General features: G+C 55.4%; 13 protein-coding genes. All 13 read left to right on the top strand.

The genetic code is table 11. The features are described from left to right. Window positions 1-3: 3 nt before the first annotated feature. Window positions 4-1,167: an FtsW/RodA/SpoVE family cell cycle protein gene (locus ABNV41_RS01805; protein WP_050818296.1), complete on the top strand. Its 1,164-nt coding sequence runs from the start codon at window positions 4-6 to the stop codon at window positions 1,165-1,167. Continuing rightward, window positions 1,164-2,312 carry an undecaprenyldiphospho-muramoylpentapeptide beta-N-acetylglucosaminyltransferase gene (gene murG, locus ABNV41_RS01800; protein ID WP_349934881.1) on the top strand — a complete coding sequence of 383 codons (1,149 nt, stop codon included), beginning with the start codon at window positions 1,164-1,166 and terminating at the stop codon, window positions 2,310-2,312. The genes ABNV41_RS01805 and murG overlap by 4 nt, the downstream gene beginning before the upstream one ends. Beyond that, window positions 2,309-3,742 (top strand): UDP-N-acetylmuramate--L-alanine ligase, encoded by a 1,434-nt coding sequence (gene murC, locus ABNV41_RS01795; protein WP_003623074.1) that lies wholly within the window; start codon window positions 2,309-2,311, stop codon window positions 3,740-3,742. Before murG ends, murC begins: the two co-directional genes overlap by 4 nt. After that, window positions 3,739-4,683, top strand: coding sequence for a UDP-N-acetylmuramate dehydrogenase (gene murB / locus ABNV41_RS01790; RefSeq protein ID WP_050818299.1), 945 nt, complete (start codon window positions 3,739-3,741; stop codon window positions 4,681-4,683). Before murC ends, murB begins: the two co-directional genes overlap by 4 nt. Next, entirely contained in the window at window positions 4,680-5,618 is a 939-nt protein-coding gene (locus tag ABNV41_RS01785; RefSeq protein ID WP_050818300.1) for a D-alanine--D-alanine ligase, read from the top strand. Before murB ends, ABNV41_RS01785 begins: the two co-directional genes overlap by 4 nt. Further along, a complete protein-coding gene (locus tag ABNV41_RS01780) occupies window positions 5,615-6,577 on the top strand; it encodes a cell division protein FtsQ/DivIB (protein WP_050818301.1) in 963 nt (320 codons plus the stop codon). The genes ABNV41_RS01785 and ABNV41_RS01780 overlap by 4 nt, the downstream gene beginning before the upstream one ends. Next, on the top strand, window positions 6,570-8,006 hold the full coding sequence (gene ftsA, locus ABNV41_RS01775) for a cell division protein FtsA (protein WP_050818302.1): 1,437 nt from the start codon (window positions 6,570-6,572) through the stop codon (window positions 8,004-8,006). Before ABNV41_RS01780 ends, ftsA begins: the two co-directional genes overlap by 8 nt. 86 nt (window positions 8,007-8,092) lie before the next feature. Continuing rightward, window positions 8,093-9,607 (top strand): cell division protein FtsZ, encoded by a 1,515-nt coding sequence (gene ftsZ / locus ABNV41_RS01770; RefSeq protein ID WP_050818303.1) that lies wholly within the window; start codon window positions 8,093-8,095, stop codon window positions 9,605-9,607. 153 nt (window positions 9,608-9,760) lie between these two features. Continuing rightward, a complete protein-coding gene (gene lpxC / locus ABNV41_RS01765) occupies window positions 9,761-10,741 on the top strand; it encodes a UDP-3-O-acyl-N-acetylglucosamine deacetylase (RefSeq protein ID WP_050818304.1) in 981 nt (326 codons plus the stop codon). A 96-nt stretch (window positions 10,742-10,837) separates the two neighbouring features. Next, window positions 10,838-11,875, top strand: a complete 1,038-nt coding sequence (locus tag ABNV41_RS01760; protein ID WP_349934880.1) for an outer membrane protein assembly factor BamD — start codon at window positions 10,838-10,840, stop codon at window positions 11,873-11,875. Window positions 11,876-12,032: 157 nt separating this feature from the next. Then, window positions 12,033-13,766 (top strand): DNA repair protein RecN, encoded by a 1,734-nt coding sequence (recN, locus tag ABNV41_RS01755; protein WP_050820243.1) that lies wholly within the window; start codon window positions 12,033-12,035, stop codon window positions 13,764-13,766. Then, window positions 13,759-15,846 (top strand): NAD-dependent DNA ligase LigA, encoded by a 2,088-nt coding sequence (ligA, locus tag ABNV41_RS01750; protein ID WP_050818306.1) that lies wholly within the window; start codon window positions 13,759-13,761, stop codon window positions 15,844-15,846. Before recN ends, ligA begins: the two co-directional genes overlap by 8 nt. Window positions 15,847-16,069: 223 nt before the next feature. Continuing rightward, entirely contained in the window at window positions 16,070-18,745 is a 2,676-nt protein-coding gene (ppdK, locus tag ABNV41_RS01745; RefSeq protein WP_050818307.1) for a pyruvate, phosphate dikinase, read from the top strand. Window positions 18,746-18,776 lie beyond the last annotated feature (31 nt).

Here is an 18,776-nt window from a genome sequence, read left to right as displayed (position 1 = left end):
CTGATGGCCGGTTCTTCCCGCACCGATGATTCCCCGTTTGGCCGCTGGTGGCGGAATGTAGACCGGACAACTCTGATCTGCACTTTTATCCTTATTGGTTTTGGCTACATCCTTATGCTGGCCGCCAGCCCTGCTGTGGCTGTGCGTATTGGCGCATCGCGCAATATGTTCATTTTCAAACAGGTGCTGTTTCTGGGCATTGCGGGTGTTATTGTGGTGGGCATTTCCATGCTTTCCCGCAAGGCTGTTCTACGCCTTTCCATGATAGGCGGGGTGCTGATGCTGGGGGCTACAGCGCTTACCCTTGTGCATGGCATAGAAATCAAAGGGGCACGGCGCTGGATTGCCCTGCCCATGATGTCTCTCCAGCCATCTGAGTTTTTGAAGCCCTGCTTTGCCGTTGTTACTGGCTGGTTGCTGACACAGCGCCGCGTTTCACGCTACTTCCCCGGTATGCTGATTGCCTTTGCCCTGTATGGGCTGATTGTGCTTTTGCTGAAATCTCAGCCTGACATTGGCATGCTTACGGTTATTACCGCCGTGTTTCTGGTGCAGCTCTTTGTAGATGGCCTTAATCTTATACTGGTTGCATTGGGCTTTGGCGGCATGATTGCCGCGGGTATTGCCGCGTTCTTTATCTTCCCGCATGTGCGTTCCCGCGTTGAACGCTTTATGCACCCCGGCGTGGGGGACCATTACCAGATTGATACCGCCCTGCGTGCCTTTGGTAATGGCGGCTTACTGGGGCGCGGCCCCGGTGAAGGCCGCGTGAAAGATCTGCTGCCAGACGCACATGCAGACTTTGTATTTGCCGTGGCGGGAGAAGAATATGGGATGGTGGTGTGCATGCTCATCATCTGCGTATTTGGCGTCATTGTGGTGCGCACCCTGCTCCGCCTGATCCGTGAAGATGATCCGTTTGTTGTTATTGCCACATCTGGCTTGGTTACAGGCTTTGGCCTGCAAGCATTTGTGAACATGGCTTCTTCCTTGCATCTTATCCCCACCAAGGGCATGACACTGCCATTCATTTCCTATGGTGGGTCTTCTGCCATGTCAGTCGCATTGGCTATTGGCATGGTGCTTGCTCTTACACGGCAACAGCAGGGGCGCCCCCTCGCTGGCAATGGTTTTGTAACCACACTCAGACAATGGCGGTCAGCATGAGTTCACGTACTATCGTCATTGCCGCAGGCGGCACTGGCGGACACTTCTTCCCGGCCGAAGCTCTGGCAGACACCTTGGCAGAACGTGGCCATCACCTTGTGCTCATGACAGATGGGCGCGCTGGCAAGCGTGAAAGCGGCGTATTTGCCCGTGGCCCGCAATATGTTCTCAGCGGGGCCGGTGTAGCCGGGCGTGGGCCAATACGTGCCATTCGTGCAGGCATCACCCTATTGGCAAGCGCATGGAAAGCACGCTCCATTCTCCAGCAGATCAAACCTGATGTTGTTGTAGGGTTTGGGGGTTATCCTTCCGTACCGCCTTTGCTAGGTGCGCGGCTAATCGGCCGTAAGCATCCTGCCCTGATTATTCATGAGGGCAATGCCGTATTGGGCAAAGCCAACGCGGTGCTTTCCCGCTTTGCGGATGTTATTGCCACGTCTTTCCCCTCTGTTGCCAAACTGCCCATTGGTGCGCGTACCGTGTTTACGGGTATGCCCGTGCGCCCCGCTATTGCCGCCCTTGCGGGTGAAGGATGGGTGCCACCAGCTGATCATATCAATCTGCTGGTATGGGGTGGGTCTCTGGGGGCGCGCATTTTCTCTCAGGTTGTGCCTGCGGCTATAGCCAAACTGCCAGAGAGCTTGCGCCAGCGTATCCGTATTACGCAACAGGCGCGGCAGGATGATCTGGATGCCGTGCGTACTGCCTATGCTGAAATGGGTGTGCAGGCACGCGTTGAATCCTTCCTGCAGGATGTGCCCGAACTTCTGGCTTCCGCCCACTTGGTTATTGGCCGTGCTGGCGGATCTTCCGTGGCAGAAATTACAACGGCGGGCCGTCCGTCCATTCTGGTGCCTTTGCCCATTGCCGCCAGCGATGAGCAGACAGAAAACGCCCGCGCCATTACAAATGCTGGAGCAGGCTGGATGATCCGCCAGCCAGACTTCACCTCTGCGGCTCTTGCCAGCCGCCTGAATGATCTTTTCACCGCGCCGGATGAACTGGCACAGGCAGCCCAAGCCGCTGCCACGCTTGCCCGCCCGGATGCAGCCCTCCGCCTGGCCGATATAGTAGAAGAATGCTTCACTCCTTCCCCTGCACCCGCCCATCCGACGACCTCCAGCGAGACGGAGACACGCGCATGAGAGCCCTCCCCCTTTCCATCGGAACCATCCATTTTGTCGGCATTGGCGGCATTGGCATGTCCGGCATTGCGGAGGTGCTGTGCCTGTTGGGCTATTCTGTTCAAGGGTCGGATATTGCAGAAAATGCCAATGTAAAACGCCTGCGGGCTGCGGGTATTCCCGTAACCATTGGCCATAAGGCAGAAAATCTGGGTGATGCACAGGTAGTGGTCATTTCCACCGCCGTGAAGCGCGACAACCCGGAAGTTGTAGCCGCACGCGCCAAACTGATTCCGGTTGTGCGCCGTGCAGAAATGCTGGCCGAACTCATGCGCCTGCGTTGGTCTGTTGCTGTGGGCGGCACGCATGGCAAAACCACCACCACCAGCCTTGTGGCTGCGGTGCTGGAAGCCGCCAAGCTGGACCCAACCGTGATTAACGGCGGTATTATTGAAGCCTACGGCACCAATACCCGCATGGGTAAAGGGGATTGGATGGTGGTTGAAGCAGATGAGAGCGATGGCTCCTTTCTGCGCCTGCCTTCCGTGATTTCTGTTGTCACCAACATGGACCCGGAACATCTGGACCACTGGGGCTCCCCCGAAGCTATGGAAGCTGCTTACGACCAGTTTGTTTCCAACGTGCCATTTTACGGGTTTGCCGTGCTGTGTATTGATCACCCAGCCGTGCAGCAGATGATCCCACGCCTGTCTGACCACCGGATTGTCACCTATGGGTTCTCCCCACAGGCCGACGTGCGCGCAGAAAAACTGATTACCGACAAGCTGGGCGCCACGTTTGAAGTCACGCTGACAGACCGTGTGAGCCGCCGCACCCGCAAGGCCGGGCCTTTCCGCCTGCCCATGCTGGGTTCTCACAACGTGCAGAACGCGCTGGCTGCCATTGCCGTAGCAACGGAAATGGACATCAGCGATGATGTTATTCGTTCCGGTCTGGCCAGCTTCCGTGGTGTCAAACGCCGCTTTACCCGCACGGGGGAAGCCGGTGGCATTACGGTGATTGATGATTACGGCCACCATCCCGTTGAAATTGCTGCTGTGCTCAAAGCAGCCCGACAAGCCGGGGCGAACCACGTTATTGCCGTTATGCAGCCGCACCGTTATTCGCGCCTGAAAATCCTGTTCTCAGATTTCTGCGCCTGCATGAATGATGCAGATACCGTGATTGTGTCTGATGTGTATGCCGCGGGTGAAGACCCATTGCCCGATGCCAGCCGTGACAAGCTGATTGAAGGCCTGCGTGAACGTGGCCACCGCTCTGTTGTGCCACTTTCCAGCCCGGACCATCTGGCAGAAATGATCAACGCCATTGCCAAGCCGGGTGATTACGTTGTGTGCCTTGGTGCAGGCACCATTACCAACTGGGCACAGGCTCTGCCTGCACAGCTTGCCGCCCTGCAGGCTGAAGATAAGGGTGGCAACGCGGCATGAACAATCCGGCCTCCATGCAGGATATGGTCAAGCACGCCTTTGCCAATATGCGCGGAAGGCTGACACCACAGGCACCTCTTGGCCCGCGCACATGGTTTCGGGTTGGGGGGGCAGCGGAATGGCTGTTTCAACCTGCTGATGCCGAAGATCTGGCGGGTATTCTGCAACGCCTCTCCCCCGAATTGCCCATAACGGCTTTGGGGGCTTGCTCTAACGTCATCATCCGTGATGGTGGATTGGAAGGCGTTGTTGTCCGTATGGCCCGTGGCTTTGCAGACATTACGGTAGAAGCTGATGGCATTATAGCGGGCAGTGCGTGCCTGGATGCCACAGTGGCCGAGCATGCTGCACAGGCCGGGCTTTCCGGGCTGGAATTTCTGGCTGGCATTCCCGGCTCTATCGGCGGTGCCGTGCGCATGAACGCAGGTGCTTATGGATCAGACATTGCCAATGTTCTGGACTGGGCTGAAATTATTACCCGTGATGGCAGCCTAATCCGGCTGGATAATGCTGCGTTACGGTTTGGATATCGTCGTTCCGGCCTGCCGGAAGGTGCCTTTGTTATTCGTGCGCGTTTGCGTGGCACACCTGCAAACCCACAGGATGTTGCCAACCGTATTGCAGAAGTACGCGCTGCGCGTGAGCTTTCTCAACCCGTACGCGCACGCACGGGTGGCTCCACTTTCCGCAACCCGGATGCAGAAACATCTTCGCGCAAAGCGTGGGAACTAATTGACGCCGCAGGGTGCCGCGGGCTGCGCCGCGGAGATGCACAGGTAAGCGAAAAACACTGCAATTTCCTTATCAATCTGGGCAATGCCACTGCGACTGATCTGGAAGGTTTGGGGGAAGACGTGCGCACACGCGTTGCCCAGAACTCCGGCGTTTCCCTGCATTGGGAAATCAAGCGACTAGGTAAAACGGAGGCATCTTCCCAATGAATGCACCAAAACGCGTAACCGTGCTGATGGGTGGCATGTCTTCCGAACGGGTGGTCAGCCTTTCATCCGGCCAAGGTGTAGCAGAAGCTCTGCGCAGCAAAGGGTATGATGTTTGCACACTAGATGCCCAAGTAGATTTGGCCGCATTGGTTGAAACACTGAACACCCAAAAACCGGATGTGGTGTTTAATGCCCTGCATGGTCGTTTTGGTGAGGATGGCTGCATTCAAGGCATTCTGGACTGGATGGGTATTCCCTACACCCATTCGGGCATTCGGGCCTCTGCTACGGCTATGGATAAAGCCGCTGCCCGTGCCATTTTCCAAACAGCCGGGCTGCCCGTGGCAGAAGGCATGGTGGTGGATATTGCCACCCTTGCCAATGCTGACCCCCTGCCCACACCTTATGTGGTGAAGCCGCTTAATGAAGGTTCATCCGTTGGGGTTTCCATTGTACGTGCTGGCTCCAACACGCGTGCTGATATTGTTAAAAACTGGACTTACGGCCCGCAGGCTCTTGTAGAAGCCTTTATTCCCGGCCGGGAAATTACCGTAGGGGTAATGGGCGATCGTGCCCTTACCATTACGGATATCACCCCTACCGGCACTGGGCATGATTTTTACGACTATGATTCCAAATATCAGGTCGGCGGTTCCGCCCATGTTCTGCCTGCACAAATTGATGCCGCCAGTGCTAAGCTGGCATTGGAAGTTGCCGTAAAAGCGCATCAGGCTTTGGGTTGTTCTGGCGCATCACGCTCTGATTTCCGGTTGGATGACACCAACCCGGACCAGCCGCATCTTGTTCTGCTAGAGGTCAACACGCAGCCGGGTATGACAGCCACATCCCTGTTGCCCGAACAGGCCGCCTATTGTGGTATCAGCTATCCAGAACTTTGCGCGTGGCTGGTTGAGCAGGCTACCTGCCGACAATGAGAGCACCTCCATCTCCTGCTAACAGGCCCTCCCGCATCGGGCTTTTTCTCAGGCGACAAAAACGCCTGCTGCGCCCCATAGCCGGGCTGCTGTTTCTTGCAGCGCTAGGTGGGGCCGGATATGTCAGCCTGAAAATCCCTGCCGTGCAGGAGCAGTTGGCTCCTTTGCGGGATAAGTTGCTGGGCACCTCTACCCTGCGCGTCACCAGCATTCATATTGATGGCGCACAGCTCACAAGTGAGCAAAGCGTTCGTGATGCGTTGGGTGTGGAAGTTGGAGACCCCGTGCTGGACTTTAGTGTTTCCGATGCACGCCAAAAGCTGGATACCCTGCCGTTTGTTGACCACGTCACCATAGAACGCCACCTCTCTGGCGAAATTGACGTACATATTACAGAGCGCCTGCCTTATGCTGTGTGGCAGCATCAAGGGCATTTTGAACTGATAGACAAGCAAGGCAACCGCGTGCCAGACCAAGGCATGACGGGTAAGGATGCTGAAGCCTTTACCAAACTGCCATTGGTGGTAGGTGATGGCGCAAACACATCGGCAGCCAGCCTGATTGATATTCTAGCCCAAGAGCCAGACGTTAAAGCCCATGTTACGGCTGCTGTGCGTGTAAGCGACAGACGCTGGAATCTGACATTACGCGATGGCGCGACCGTACTGCTGCCTGAAGGCGAGGAAGCACCGGCCATTCACAGGCTGGCAAAAATCAACGCCACAACACGGCTGCTGGATCGGCCTGTGCTGCTGATAGATATGCGTCTGCCAGACCGATTGACCATCAAGGAAAAACCGCCTGCAGTTCCACCTCCATCGGATGCAGGAAATACCACACAAGATGCTTCAGCCCCTGCTCCGCACAAGGCTGACACGCCCAAACCGGCCTCGCATCCTGTGCATCCTGCGTCTAAAGAAGCAAAAAAAGATAACCCGGAGGAAAACCCAGATGAGTGACCCCACGCGTTCACCCGCTTCCTCTGGCTTCAGTCTTTCTGATCGGCTGCATAAAAAGCGCACAACAGCAGCAAGCGGCTCTTCCTTGCTGATGAGTGGCGGGGAAAGTTCCCTCCCCTTGCCACCTAGTGAGAAAAACAAGCGGCCACATACATGGCGCAATGGCTACACGGCTGTTCTGGATATTGGTTCTACCAAAATTACCTGCCTGATTGGCAAAGGTGAGCCTAACGGCAATTTGCGTGTGGTGGGTTACGGATGGCGGCGTTCTGCCGGTGTGCGCAATGGCGCCATTACGGAATTACAGGAAGCAGAAGCAGCTATTCGGACCACCGTTGCGCAAGCCGAAACCATGGCTGAACGCTCCATTGACAAGGTGGTGGTAAACCTTTCATGCGGGCACCCGGCCAGCCGCCTGTTTAACGTGCGCTGGCCGATTGGTGGCCGCGTGGTTACGGAAGCTGATATCCGGCGCGTAGTCACGGAAGGTCGTATCCAGGCCACCGTTCAGGGGCGTGAAGTGATTCATACCCTGCCCATAGATTTTACCGTGGATGACACAGAAGGTGTTTCAGACCCGCGGGGGCATCTGTGCGAAACACTGAAGGCACGCCTACATATTATAGATGCGGCCACAACAGCCCTAATGAATCTGGAAACCGTACTCAGCCGTGCGGAACTGAAGATGGAAGCCTTGGTTTCCTCCCCTCTTGCATCTGGCCTTTCCGTGCTGGATGCAGATGAGCGAGACCTCGGCACCACCGTAGTGGATATGGGCGGTGGCACGACATCTCTGGCTGTGTTTGGTGAAGGGCAAATCCTGCATACCGCGCAAATTGGTGTGGGCGGGCTGCATGTTACGCGTGATATTGCACGTGGGCTCAGCACCTCTTTGGAAAATGCCGAACGCTTAAAAACCTTTTACGGCAGTGCCGATCTGGCATCCGATGTAGAAGACGAAGTTCTCACCGTTGAACTTCTGGGCAACGATGTGCCGCACTTTGAGCAGGTTTCTCGCGCACAGCTTGGCCATATCATTCGCCCACGTGTGGAAGAAACGCTGGAACTGGTGCGCGAAAAACTGGATGGCGCCGGCCTTGGCACTGCAGCCAGTGGGCGCATTGTTTTAACGGGTGGTGCATCCCTGCTAGATGGCATTCGTCCTATGGCAGAGCGCATACTTGGCATGCCGGTAAGTTCTGGACGCCCTTCTGGGGCTGGTTTTACGCGCTCTGTACGCCTCGGCCGGCCCAAGCATATTGTTGGTTTGCCTGAAAATACTGCCGCTGCCGCAGGCTTTGCAACTGCTGCCGGGTTGCTGTGTTGGGCAGCCAGCGCAGAACGTCCTTTTGGAGACGTAGAGTTTCGGGAAGCAGCCCCTACCGGTTTTTTACAAAAACTCGTCGCTTTTATTCGAGAGAGGGTTTGATTTAGCTAACAAATTCTTGGTAATCTGAACGTAATCTTATTTCTCTAAGCATATACCGGTAAGCTGCAGCCGTTCGGGAGACACACATGACACTCAACCTGACCGTTCCACCCCAAACACATGCTGATTTTTCCCCAAAAATCACAGTCATTGGTGTTGGCGGTGGGGGAACGAACGCAGTTGACAACATGATTGCGTCCAACCTGCAGGGTGTTGATTTTGTTGTTGCCAACACAGATGCCCAGAGCCTTGAAAAAAGTCTGGCAGATAGCCGAATCCAGCTTGGCCCACATCTCACCCATGGCTTGGGTGCCGGTGCAAAGCCAGAAGTAGGCCGCGCGGCGGCAGAAGAAGCTGCAGATGAAATTGCCCGGTATCTGGATGGTGCTCACATGGTTTTTATCACCACCGGCATGGGTGGTGGCACGGGCACAGGGGCAGCCCCTGTTATTGCCCGCATGGCGCGTGAGCGGAATATTCTGACCATTGGCGTTGTCAGTAAGCCTTTCGCTTACGAAGGCAAACGCCGCGGGCGCGTTGCTGATGAAGGTATCAAGGAACTTCAGCAGTATGTTGATACGCTGATTGTTATTCCCAACCAGAACCTTTTCCGTATTGCCAACGAACGCACCACCCTGCGCGAAGCCTATCAACTGGCTGACCAGGTGCTCAACATGGGCGTGCGCGGCGTAACTGACCTGATGATGGACCGCGGTTACGTTAACTTGGATTTTGCCGATATTCGCAGCGTTATGGCTGAAATGGGCAAAGCCATGATGGGCACGGGTGAAGGCGAAGGTGAAAACCGCGCCGTAGAAGCTGCCGAAGCTGCTATTTCCAACCCGCTGCTGGAAGACACCTGCATGTCTACCGCAAAGGGCCTGCTGGTGAACGTAACCGGTGGTGAAGACATGACCTTCTTTGAAGCCGAAGAAGCGTTTAACCGGGTTTGCCGCGAAGTGCCTGAAGATGCGAACATGATCTTCGGTACTGTTATTGATGAAAAGATGAGCGGCCGTATCCGGGTATCCGTGGTTGCCACGGGCATTGATATGCCTTCCGATTCGGCAGATCGCCCGCATCTGGTTGCTGTTGAAGGTGAAGCTCAGGCAGAACAGCCGCAAGCTGCTGTTGGTGGTGCCGCTGCACCCGCGCAGGCAGCTGCTCCTGTTCCGCCCACAACCACGCAGGCTGCGCCTACCGCGCAGGCTACGGCCGCACCGCAACATGCTCAGGTTTTTCAGCCTGCTGGTGCCAATAATGTTTCTGCACCACCTGCACATACGGTGCCGGTGCAGGCTGCTCCGGCTGCCGCCCCTAGCCAGCCCCAGCAACTGCGCCCGGCTGTATCCCCCCGCGCCGGCTTGTTTACAGAAACACCACGCCAGCCTTCCGCAGCACCTCAGCAGCAGGAAGCCCCCGCTCATCGTAGCCTGTTTGGCCGCGTAACTGGCGCGTTCCGTCGCAATGCGGCTGATGCAGCACGGCAGGAACCAAACGCTCAGCCTCGCCCGACCATCAGCCAAGCTGATCAGGGTTCTGGCCTGCGTTCTGGTGAAGGAGATTCAGGTCTGGAAATTCCGACCTTCCTGCGCCGTTAATTTTTTACACTTTACTCTATAAATGCGTCGCCTTTCACGAGGCGGCGCATTTTTTATGTAATAGATGGCAATAATCGTTGACTGGCTTCAACCAGAAACAAGCTTTAGCGTTGTTTTAACTTTCTATCTACGCAAGCATAGGATGCCCAGATAATGGACGGTCTGCTAAGGGAGCCACTCCTGTATTCCGATATTGTAGAAAGCCCAGCATCTTTTATGCGTTCTGTTAGGAAAGCCCCGTCTGCTTTGCAGCATACGCTGCGTCATGCCATTTCGTGCACCGGCACTGGGTTGCATACAGGGCAATCCATCCGCATGAGCTTACATCCTGCACTTGCCGGACATGGGATTGTATTCCAGCGCACAGATCTCCCCAATGCGGCCCCTATTGCAGCACGATATGACAATGTTTTGGAAACACGCCTGAGCACCGTTTTGGGTGAAGCTCAACACCCAGAAAACCGGGTGGCTACGGTTGAACATCTTATGGCAGCCCTGAATGGCTGCGGCGTAGATAATGCACTCATTCTAATTGACGGCCCAGAAACACCTGTTTTTGATGGGTCCGCCGCTGATTTTGTATTTCTGCTGGATTGTGCCGGGCGGAAAGCACAGGATGCCCCGCGTCGTTTTATTGAAGTCTGCAAACCCATTCGCATTTGCCACAATGATTCATGGGCCGAACTGCACCCTACCGCAGGCCACCATCTCCATCTTTCCCTGAGCATTGATTTTCCGGCAAAAGCCATTGGCCAGCAAAGCTATAGTGCAGAACTTACACCGTGGTCTTTCCGGCACGAGCTGGCAAACAGCCGCACCTTTACCCTTAAAGCAGAAATTGAAGCCCTTCACCGTGCCGGGCTGGCGCGCGGTGGCTCACTCAACAATGCCATTGTGGTAGATGATGACCATATTCTAAATCCCTCAGGCCTTCGCAAACCGGACGAGTTTATCCGCCATAAGGTTATGGATGCAGTGGGAGATCTTTACCTTGCTGGCGGTGTGTTGTTGGGAGAGTTCCGCGGCCACAGATCTGGCCATGCCTTGAACAATCAGGTGCTGCGCGCTCTTTTTGCAGACCAGAATGCATGGCGTGATATCACCACATCCCTACCCGCAGCGTCTGCCGCCTGATGCCTTTTTGGCGCAATAACGAATCAATAGCTGTTTCATTGCTTTTCTTGCGCAGTGGGCATGCTATAAGATGCCGTCTCTAAATGAAGAGCCGGTATGTCTGATATTTGCATTAAACCACAGTTGCTTCGCCACGTTCTGCCCCGCGTGCTTTCAGTTGCCCTGCTGACAAGCTTGGCAGGCTGTGGCTTGTTTAATGAAAACAAGAAGCTTCCGCCGGCTCCCAAAATTGCTGCGCCTGAAACGCTTTACAATAACGGCATTGATGCCCTGCGTACCAGGCGCTATGCCCTTGCGGCTTCAGAGTTTGAAACGCTGCAGCAGAATTACCCATACTCTGGTTACATTGCGAATGCCCAGCTTATGGAAGGCTATGCGTATTACCTGAAAGGGAAATACCCTGAAGCCGTGCAGCAGCTTAACCGCTTTATTAGCCTACACCCCACCAGCTCAGATTCAGCTTACGCTTATTACCTGCGCGCATTGTGCTTTTATGAGCAGATTGCAGACGTCCAGCGCGATCAGCAGGGCACCGCTGAATCCATGGATGCGCTGGAAGAAGTGGTTACACGCTTTCCACAATCCAAATACGCACGTGATGCGCAGCTAAAAATTGATCTTTGCCGAGACCATCTGGCCGGTAAGGAAATGCTAGTTGGCCGCTATTATCAGCGCGAGAAAAACTACGAAGGCGCCATCAACCGCTACCAACGTGTGGTGCAGGATTTCCAGACCACCAACCATGTGCCCGAAGCTTTGGAACGTATGGTGGAAGTGTATCTGGATCTGGGCCTAACAGATCAGGCGCGTAAATCTGCCATTGTGCTGGGGTACAACTATCCCGGTAGCAAATGGTATCGGTATGCCTACGATAACCTGCACCGTTATCATTTGCTGACAGATAAGTTCCCTATTCCCGGTAAAGTTGTTTCCGCATCCGACATGCCAAAAGATGCAGAACCCGGAACGGCTGGCGCCAAAAAAGGTACGGCCATGAAACCAGATGCTCTGGCAACAGATACGCGGAATGAAAACACGCAGCCGCAGGCCATGCCTATCAAGGCAGCACCTGTTACGCCTGTAAAAACCGAACCTACAGCGCCGGCGGATTCTGCAGGCTCACCTCCAAAATAAAGAACACATAGAGAACATTTTTCTGGCGACTTGTGCCTGAAATGAGTATTGTGCGTTTGCCGCCCCATGCGGGCGGGGCAAGCAGGAAGCTATTTGCTTTTGTGTTTTGCCGTCTTTCCTGTCATTTGGGCGCAAGCCCGGAAAACCGGATGCCATTATGCTAACAAGCCTTTCCATCAGGGACGTAGTTCTGATTGAAACGCTCGATCTCTCACTCCATGCAGGGTTTACTGCACTTACGGGGGAAACCGGGGCGGGCAAATCCATTCTGCTAGACAGTTTGGGCCTTGCTATGGGTGATCGCGCCAGTGCCGGCCTAGTGCGTGCTGGTGCGCCAGAAGCGCGCGTAACCGCCAGTTTTGATGTTTCTGCTTCACACGAGGCATTCGGAATCCTGCAAGAGCAGGACATTCCCGCAGAAGTGCAAGAGCCTTTGGTCCTCCGCCGCGTCATCTCCAAGGAAGGCCGCTCCCGTGCATGGATCAATGATCAGCCTGTTGGCATCACACTTTTGCGGCGCGTGGCGGCCACCCTTATTGAAATTCAAGGCCAGCATGAGCAAATGGGGCTGGCCGATTCCAGCACGCATCGTGGCCTGCTTGATGCATACGGCGTTAAACCTTCCCTTTTAAATAGTGTTGCCGGTGCATTTGACCGCTGGCAAACCCTGCGTTCAGAGCTTGCCAATGCGCATCGCGCATTAGAGGAAGCCGCACGAGAAGAAGAATGGCTGCGCCACACGGTTGATGAACTCACTGCCCTTGCCCCACAACCGGGTGAAGAAGAAGAACTGGCCCAGCAGCGCCACGCTTTACAGCAAGCTGAACGGCGCGGAGAGGCTGTAGCCGCAGCCCTTTCTGAACTCACCCCCAGAGACAGAAGATCCCCCGGCCCTGCCGCCGCTTTACGTGGGGCAACCCGCGCCCTGCTGCGCCTTGTGCCAACAAATGCTTCTGCTGCTCCCCCATCATCGGCAGAAGCAGAGCCTCTGGAAGCCCGCACGACAGAGGCCCTCACGGCTTTGGAAAATGCCGAAAATGCCTTGGCAGAAGCCGAAAACCTGCTCTCCCGCCTGGCAGCAGATACAGAAGCCAACCCTCGGCTGCTGGAAGATACAGAAGAGCGCCTGTTTGCCCTGCGCACCGTGGCACGCAAACATTCCATTGCTGTAGATGATCTGGCAGATCTGCTTACCCGCCTTTCTGGCCGCCTGACGGCGCTGGAAAACGGCACCGCAGCGCTGGAATCTCTTAAAGTGGCCACTGAAGAAGCGCGCGTAACATATATTCAAAAAGCCGAAGCCCTGCACGAAGCCCGCACCAAGGCTGCCCGCAAAATGGAGCAGGCTGTTACAGCGGAATTAAAGCCTATCAAACTGGAAAAAGCACGCTTTCTGGTGGATATCAAAGTGCTTCCTGCTGAACAGTGGAGCCGACAGGGTATGGAGCAGGTGATCTTTCTGATCGCAGCCAACCCCGGCCAACCCGCAGGACCTTTGGCGAAGGTTGCTTCTGGCGGTGAGCTCTCCCGCCTTATGCTGGCACTTAAACTGGTGCTGGCAGGGCAGTCTGGTATCGGCACGCTGATTTTTGATGAAATTGACGCAGGCGTTGGTGGCGCAACAGCCGCCGCCATTGGTGAACGTTTGCATCGGCTTGCGCAAAATGTGCAGGTTCTGGCTGTTACCCATAGTCCACAAGTGGCCGCCAGCGCAGATGCGCACCTGCGTATTGGCAAACTTACCCGCAACGGCCAGACCGTAACACACGCCACCCCGCTCACAGACACAGAGCGTAATGAGGAAATTGCGCGTATGCTGGCAGGTGATACAGTAACCGATGCCGCCCGCGCCGCCGCCGCCAGCCTGCTTGGACATGAGAATAATGCCTGAAACTGCCCTTCTTCCCGCCGACATGACACCCCAACAAGCACGGGAAGAACTGGAACGCCTTGCTGCCGAAATTGCCTACCACAATGCGGCCTATTATCGGAACGATGCTCCAGAAATCAGTGATGCAGAATATGATGCCCTGCGCCGACGGTATGATGCCATTGTAGCCCATTACCCAGAGGCCGAACCAGAAAACAGCGCAGCCCAAGCTGTAGGCGCCGCACCGGATACAGCGTTTGGCAAGCACATCCACCTTGTGCCCATGCTCTCTCTGGACAACGTGTTTGACCGGGAAGATTTTGAAGGCTTTATCAGCCGCGCCACCCGCTTTTTGGGGCTGGATCAAAAAGCAACAGAACAACTGATCTTTGTAGGTGAACCCAAAATTGATGGTCTTTCCATCAGCCTGACCTACGAAAAAGGTCGTTTTGTGCGTGGCACCACCCGTGGCGATGGCACTGAGGGAGAAGACGTTACCGCCAATTTACGTACGCTGAAGGATTTGCCGTTACGTCTTTCCGGCTCCTATCCCGATCTGATCGAAATTCGTGGTGAGGTTTTCCTTTCCAAAAAACACTTTCTGGAACTCAACGCCGCGCAGGAAGCAGCAAACAAGCGGTTGTTTGCCAACCCGCGCAACGCAGCTGCAGGCTCCCTGCGGCAGCTAGACCCCAAAATTACGGCGCAACGCCCGCTATCCTTGTTTGCCTATGCGCTTGGCTTTTGCTCAGAAAAAATCAGCCGCAGCCATTGGGCATATCTGGAACAACTCAAAGCATGGGGTTTTCCGGTTAATCCGCTTTCCCGCCAGATTAAAGGCGTGGAAGATGCCGAGGCCTTTTTTGCGGAAGTCAGCCAGAGCCGGGCTGAACTTGCCTACGATATTGATGGCGTTGTTTACAAAATTGATGATCTGGCCCTGCAGGAACGCTTGGGTTTTGCAGGCCGTGCCCCACGCTGGGCCATTGCATGGAAGTTTCCGGCAGAACAGGCCATCACACGCCTGAAAGAGATAGAAATTCAGGTTGGCCGCACAGGTGCCCTCACCCCCGTTGCGCATTTAGAACCCGTAAATGTTGGCGGCGTGCTGGTTATGCGCGCCACCTTACATAACGAAGATGAAATTGCCCGCAAGGATGTCCGCCCCGGTGATATGGTTTTCATCCAGCGTGCGGGGGATGTTATCCCGCAAGTGTTGGGTGTTGCACCTTCTTCAGATGCCACGCCTCGGCAGGCACCGTATCACTTCCCCGATCACTGCCCTGTTTGTGGGGCGGCGGCTGTTCGGCCAGAAGGAGAAGCTGTGCGCCGTTGCACGGGGGGGCTCACCTGCCCTGCGCAAGTTGTAGAACGGCTTATCCACTTTGTTTCCCGCCAAGCGTTTGACATTGAAGGCTTGGGAGACCGCAGCATTCGTGAATTTCATGATATCGGCCTGATTTTAACCCCGGGCGATATTTTCCGTCTGCATGAACACGCGGCAGACATAGAAAAGCGCGATGGATGGGGCGAGCAATCGGTTCAAAAGCTGCTGCAAGCTATAGAGAGCCGCCGCACCATTTCCCTTTCTCGCTTTATTTATGCGCTGGGTATCCGCCGGATTGGCGCCAGCAATGCCCGCCTGCTGGCACGCCATTACGGCACGTATGAAAACTGGTTCAGCCAAATGCAGGCTGCCGCCATTATCGGGTCTGATGCTCGGCTGGAACTGGGCTCCATTACCGGCATAGGCACAGCCACGGCGGAAGATCTGGTGGCCTTTGTGGCAGAAGAACATAACCTGCAAACGTTAGCAGATTTGCGCGCCAACTTAACCATAACAGAAGAAACTGTGGCATCCGAAGGCGCATTGGCTGGCAAAACCATTGTGTTTACCGGCACCCTGCACACCATGACACGACCAGAAGCCAAAGCAACGGCAGAACGGATGGGTGCCAAGGTTTCGGATTCTGTATCCAAAAAGACAGATCTGGTTGTTCTGGGGGAAAAAGCTGGCTCAAAGGCTAAAAAGGCTGCGGAACTTGGCCTCCAGACCATGGATGAGGCTGAATGGAACGCTTTTTGCTCTGAGCAGGAATAACGGGGCGTTGCACACGTTTTTTTGTATTCTGATACAAAAGAGAGATTGCCCACCCAGCAAAACTGCGCCATGCTACCTTCCAACGAAGGGATGGATTACCAAAGTCGTCCAAAACCAAGAATAAAAATAGCACGCAGGCCAGCCTATCGCCCCGTTATCTCCTTTTCCTCCCCTCGGTCGGGGCTTTTGGCTTTACTGTATGCAGGAATGAAGTGAACGGCACATGACCAAGTGGATCTACAGTTTCGGCGCAGGCCAGAGCGAAGGCAACGCCGGGATGCGCAATCTCCTCGGCGGTAAGGGAGCCAATCTGGCAGAAATGGCCAATATCGGCCTGCCCGTCCCCCCCGGATTTACCATTACCACTGAAGTCTGCACGGCGTTCTACGAAAACGGACGGAAATACCCGGCTGAGCTGGAATCCCAGCTTGAAGAAGCCATGGGTCTGGTTGAAAAAGCCATGGGCCTGCGCTTTGGCGATGCCAATGCCCCCCTGCTTGTTTCTGTCCGTTCTGGCGCACGTGTTTCCATGCCCGGCATGATGGATACAGTTCTCAATCTGGGGCTGAATGACAGCACCGTTGAAGGGCTTGTAAAATCATCCGGTGATGCCCGGTTTGCATGGGATAGCTACCGCCGCTTCATTCAGATGTACGGCTCTGTTGTGCTGGGTGTTGCCCACCACCGCTTTGAAGATCTGCTTGAGCAGATCAAACGTGCCATCGGCAAAGATGACGATACGTCTCTGAGCGCTGAAGAATGGCAGGAAGTCGTTAAAGGCTACAAACAGATTGTTCTGCAGGAAACCGGCACCGCCTTTCCTGAAAGCCCGAAGGAACAGCTTTGGGGCGCCATTGGAGCCGTGTTTGGCTCATGGATGAACCCACGCGCCAACACTTACCGCAAGCTGCATGATATTCCGGCAAGCTGGGGCACGGCTGTTAACGTGCAGTCCATGGTGTTCGGCAACATGGGTGATGATTGTGCCACCGGTGTCTGCTTCACGCGTGACCCTTCCACCGGTGAAAACATTTTCTACGGTGAATACCTGATTAACGCGCAGGGTGAAGACGTTGTGGCCGGTATCCGCACACCGCAGCCCATGGCTGCATCCCGTGCGGCTGAAGGCCAGGTGCCTATGGAAAAGGCCCTGCCCAATGCGTATCAGGAACTGCTGAAAGTGCGCGATCTGCTGGAACGCCACTACCGCGATATGCAGGACATCGAGTTCACGGTGCAGGCCAATAAGCTGTACCTGCTCCAGACTCGTTCGGGCAAACGCACAGCCGCCGCTGCTTTGCGCATTGCCATTGATATGGCCAAGGAAAACCTGATCACGCAGGAAGAAGCCGTTAACCGCGTGCCGCCTGCATCTCTTGATCAACTCCTGCACCCTGTGCTGGACCCCAAGGCAGAACGTCAGCTTCTAACCCGCGGCCTTCCCGCTTCTCCGGGTGCAGCAACGGGCGTGATCGCATTCTCTGCCGAGGACGTGGAAGACCGTGCTGCTAAGGGTGAAGATGTTATTCTGGTACGGGTTGAAACCTCTCCGGAAGACGTGCACGGCATGCACGCTGCCCGCGGTGTGCTGACAACACGCGGCGGCATGACATCTCACGCAGCCGTGGTGGCCCGTGGCATGGGCCGCGTGTGCGTAGCCGGTGCTGGCAGCATTACTGTGGATTACAAAGCCCAGACCATGACAGTGGATGGTCATACGCTCAAAGCAGGTGACTGGCTAACGCTGGATGGTGGCACGGGTGCTGTTTACAAAGGCCGTGTTCCCACCATTCCGCCAACACTCTCAGGTGACTTTGCAACCCTTATGGGGTGGGCAGATTCCATCCGTCGCCTTGGTGTGCGCGCCAATGCTGAAACACCAGAAGATGCGGCAACAGCCCGTCGTTTTGGGGCTGAAGGTATTGGTCTGTGCCGCACAGAGCACATGTTCTTTGGCCCGGATCGGATTGGCCATGTGCGCCAGATGATCATGGCAGATGACAAAGCCACACGCGCCAAGGCCATTAACGCGCTTCTGCCCTTCCAGAGGAGTGATTTTACAGAACTGTTCCGCATTATGGCGGGGCTGCCTGTTACCATTCGTCTGCTTGATCCGCCGCTGCACGAATTCCTGCCGCATGGTGAAGCAGAGCTGGAAGAAATTGCCAAAGCGCTTGGGCAGGATGTTGAAACCCTGCGGGCCCGCCGTTCTGCACTATCTGAAGCCAACCCAATGCTGGGCCACCGTGGCTGCCGTCTGGGTATTACATACCCCGAAATCTACGCCATGCAGGTGCGTGCCATTGCAGAAGCGGCTCTTGATATCGCCAAGGAAACAGGCAAGCCTGTTGCCCCGGAAATCATGATTCCGCTGATTGGCACAAAAGCTGAGCTGGATCTGGTGCGTAAAACCTGTGAAACCGCCATTGCTGACGTTCTTGCTGAACGCAAAGCAGAACTGTCTTACAAGATCGGCACCATGATTGAGCTGCCACGCGCAGCCATTACGGCAGACCAGATTGCACAGAGTGCAGACTTCTTCTCCTTCGGCACAAACGATCTGACACAGACCACCCTTGGCCTTTCCCGCGATGATGCTGGCTCCTTCCTGCCAGAATACGTGGAAAAAGGGTTGCTGCCGCAGGATCCGTTTGTTTCGATCGACCGCGAAGGCGTTGGCGCACTGGTGCGTATGGGTGTTGAAAAAGGCCGCGCCACCAAGCCTGACATCAAACTGGGCATTTGTGGTGAACACGGGGGCGATCCGCTTTCCATCTCCTTCTTTGAGGAAGTTGGACTGGATTACGTTTCCTGCTCCCCCTTCCGGGTGCCCGTTGCCAGATTGGCCGCAGCACAGGCCGCACTGGCTGCCAAAAATAACAAGGCCGTAAAAGCCTGAACGAAAAGGTGGCCGCCTCTCACCGAGGCGG

The sequence above is a fragment of the Acetobacter sp. A11-2 genome (assembly GCF_040208445.1).
Lineage (GTDB): Bacteria > Pseudomonadota > Alphaproteobacteria > Acetobacterales > Acetobacteraceae > Acetobacter > Acetobacter oryzoeni.
This window is presented reverse-complemented; position numbering and strand designations above follow the sequence as displayed.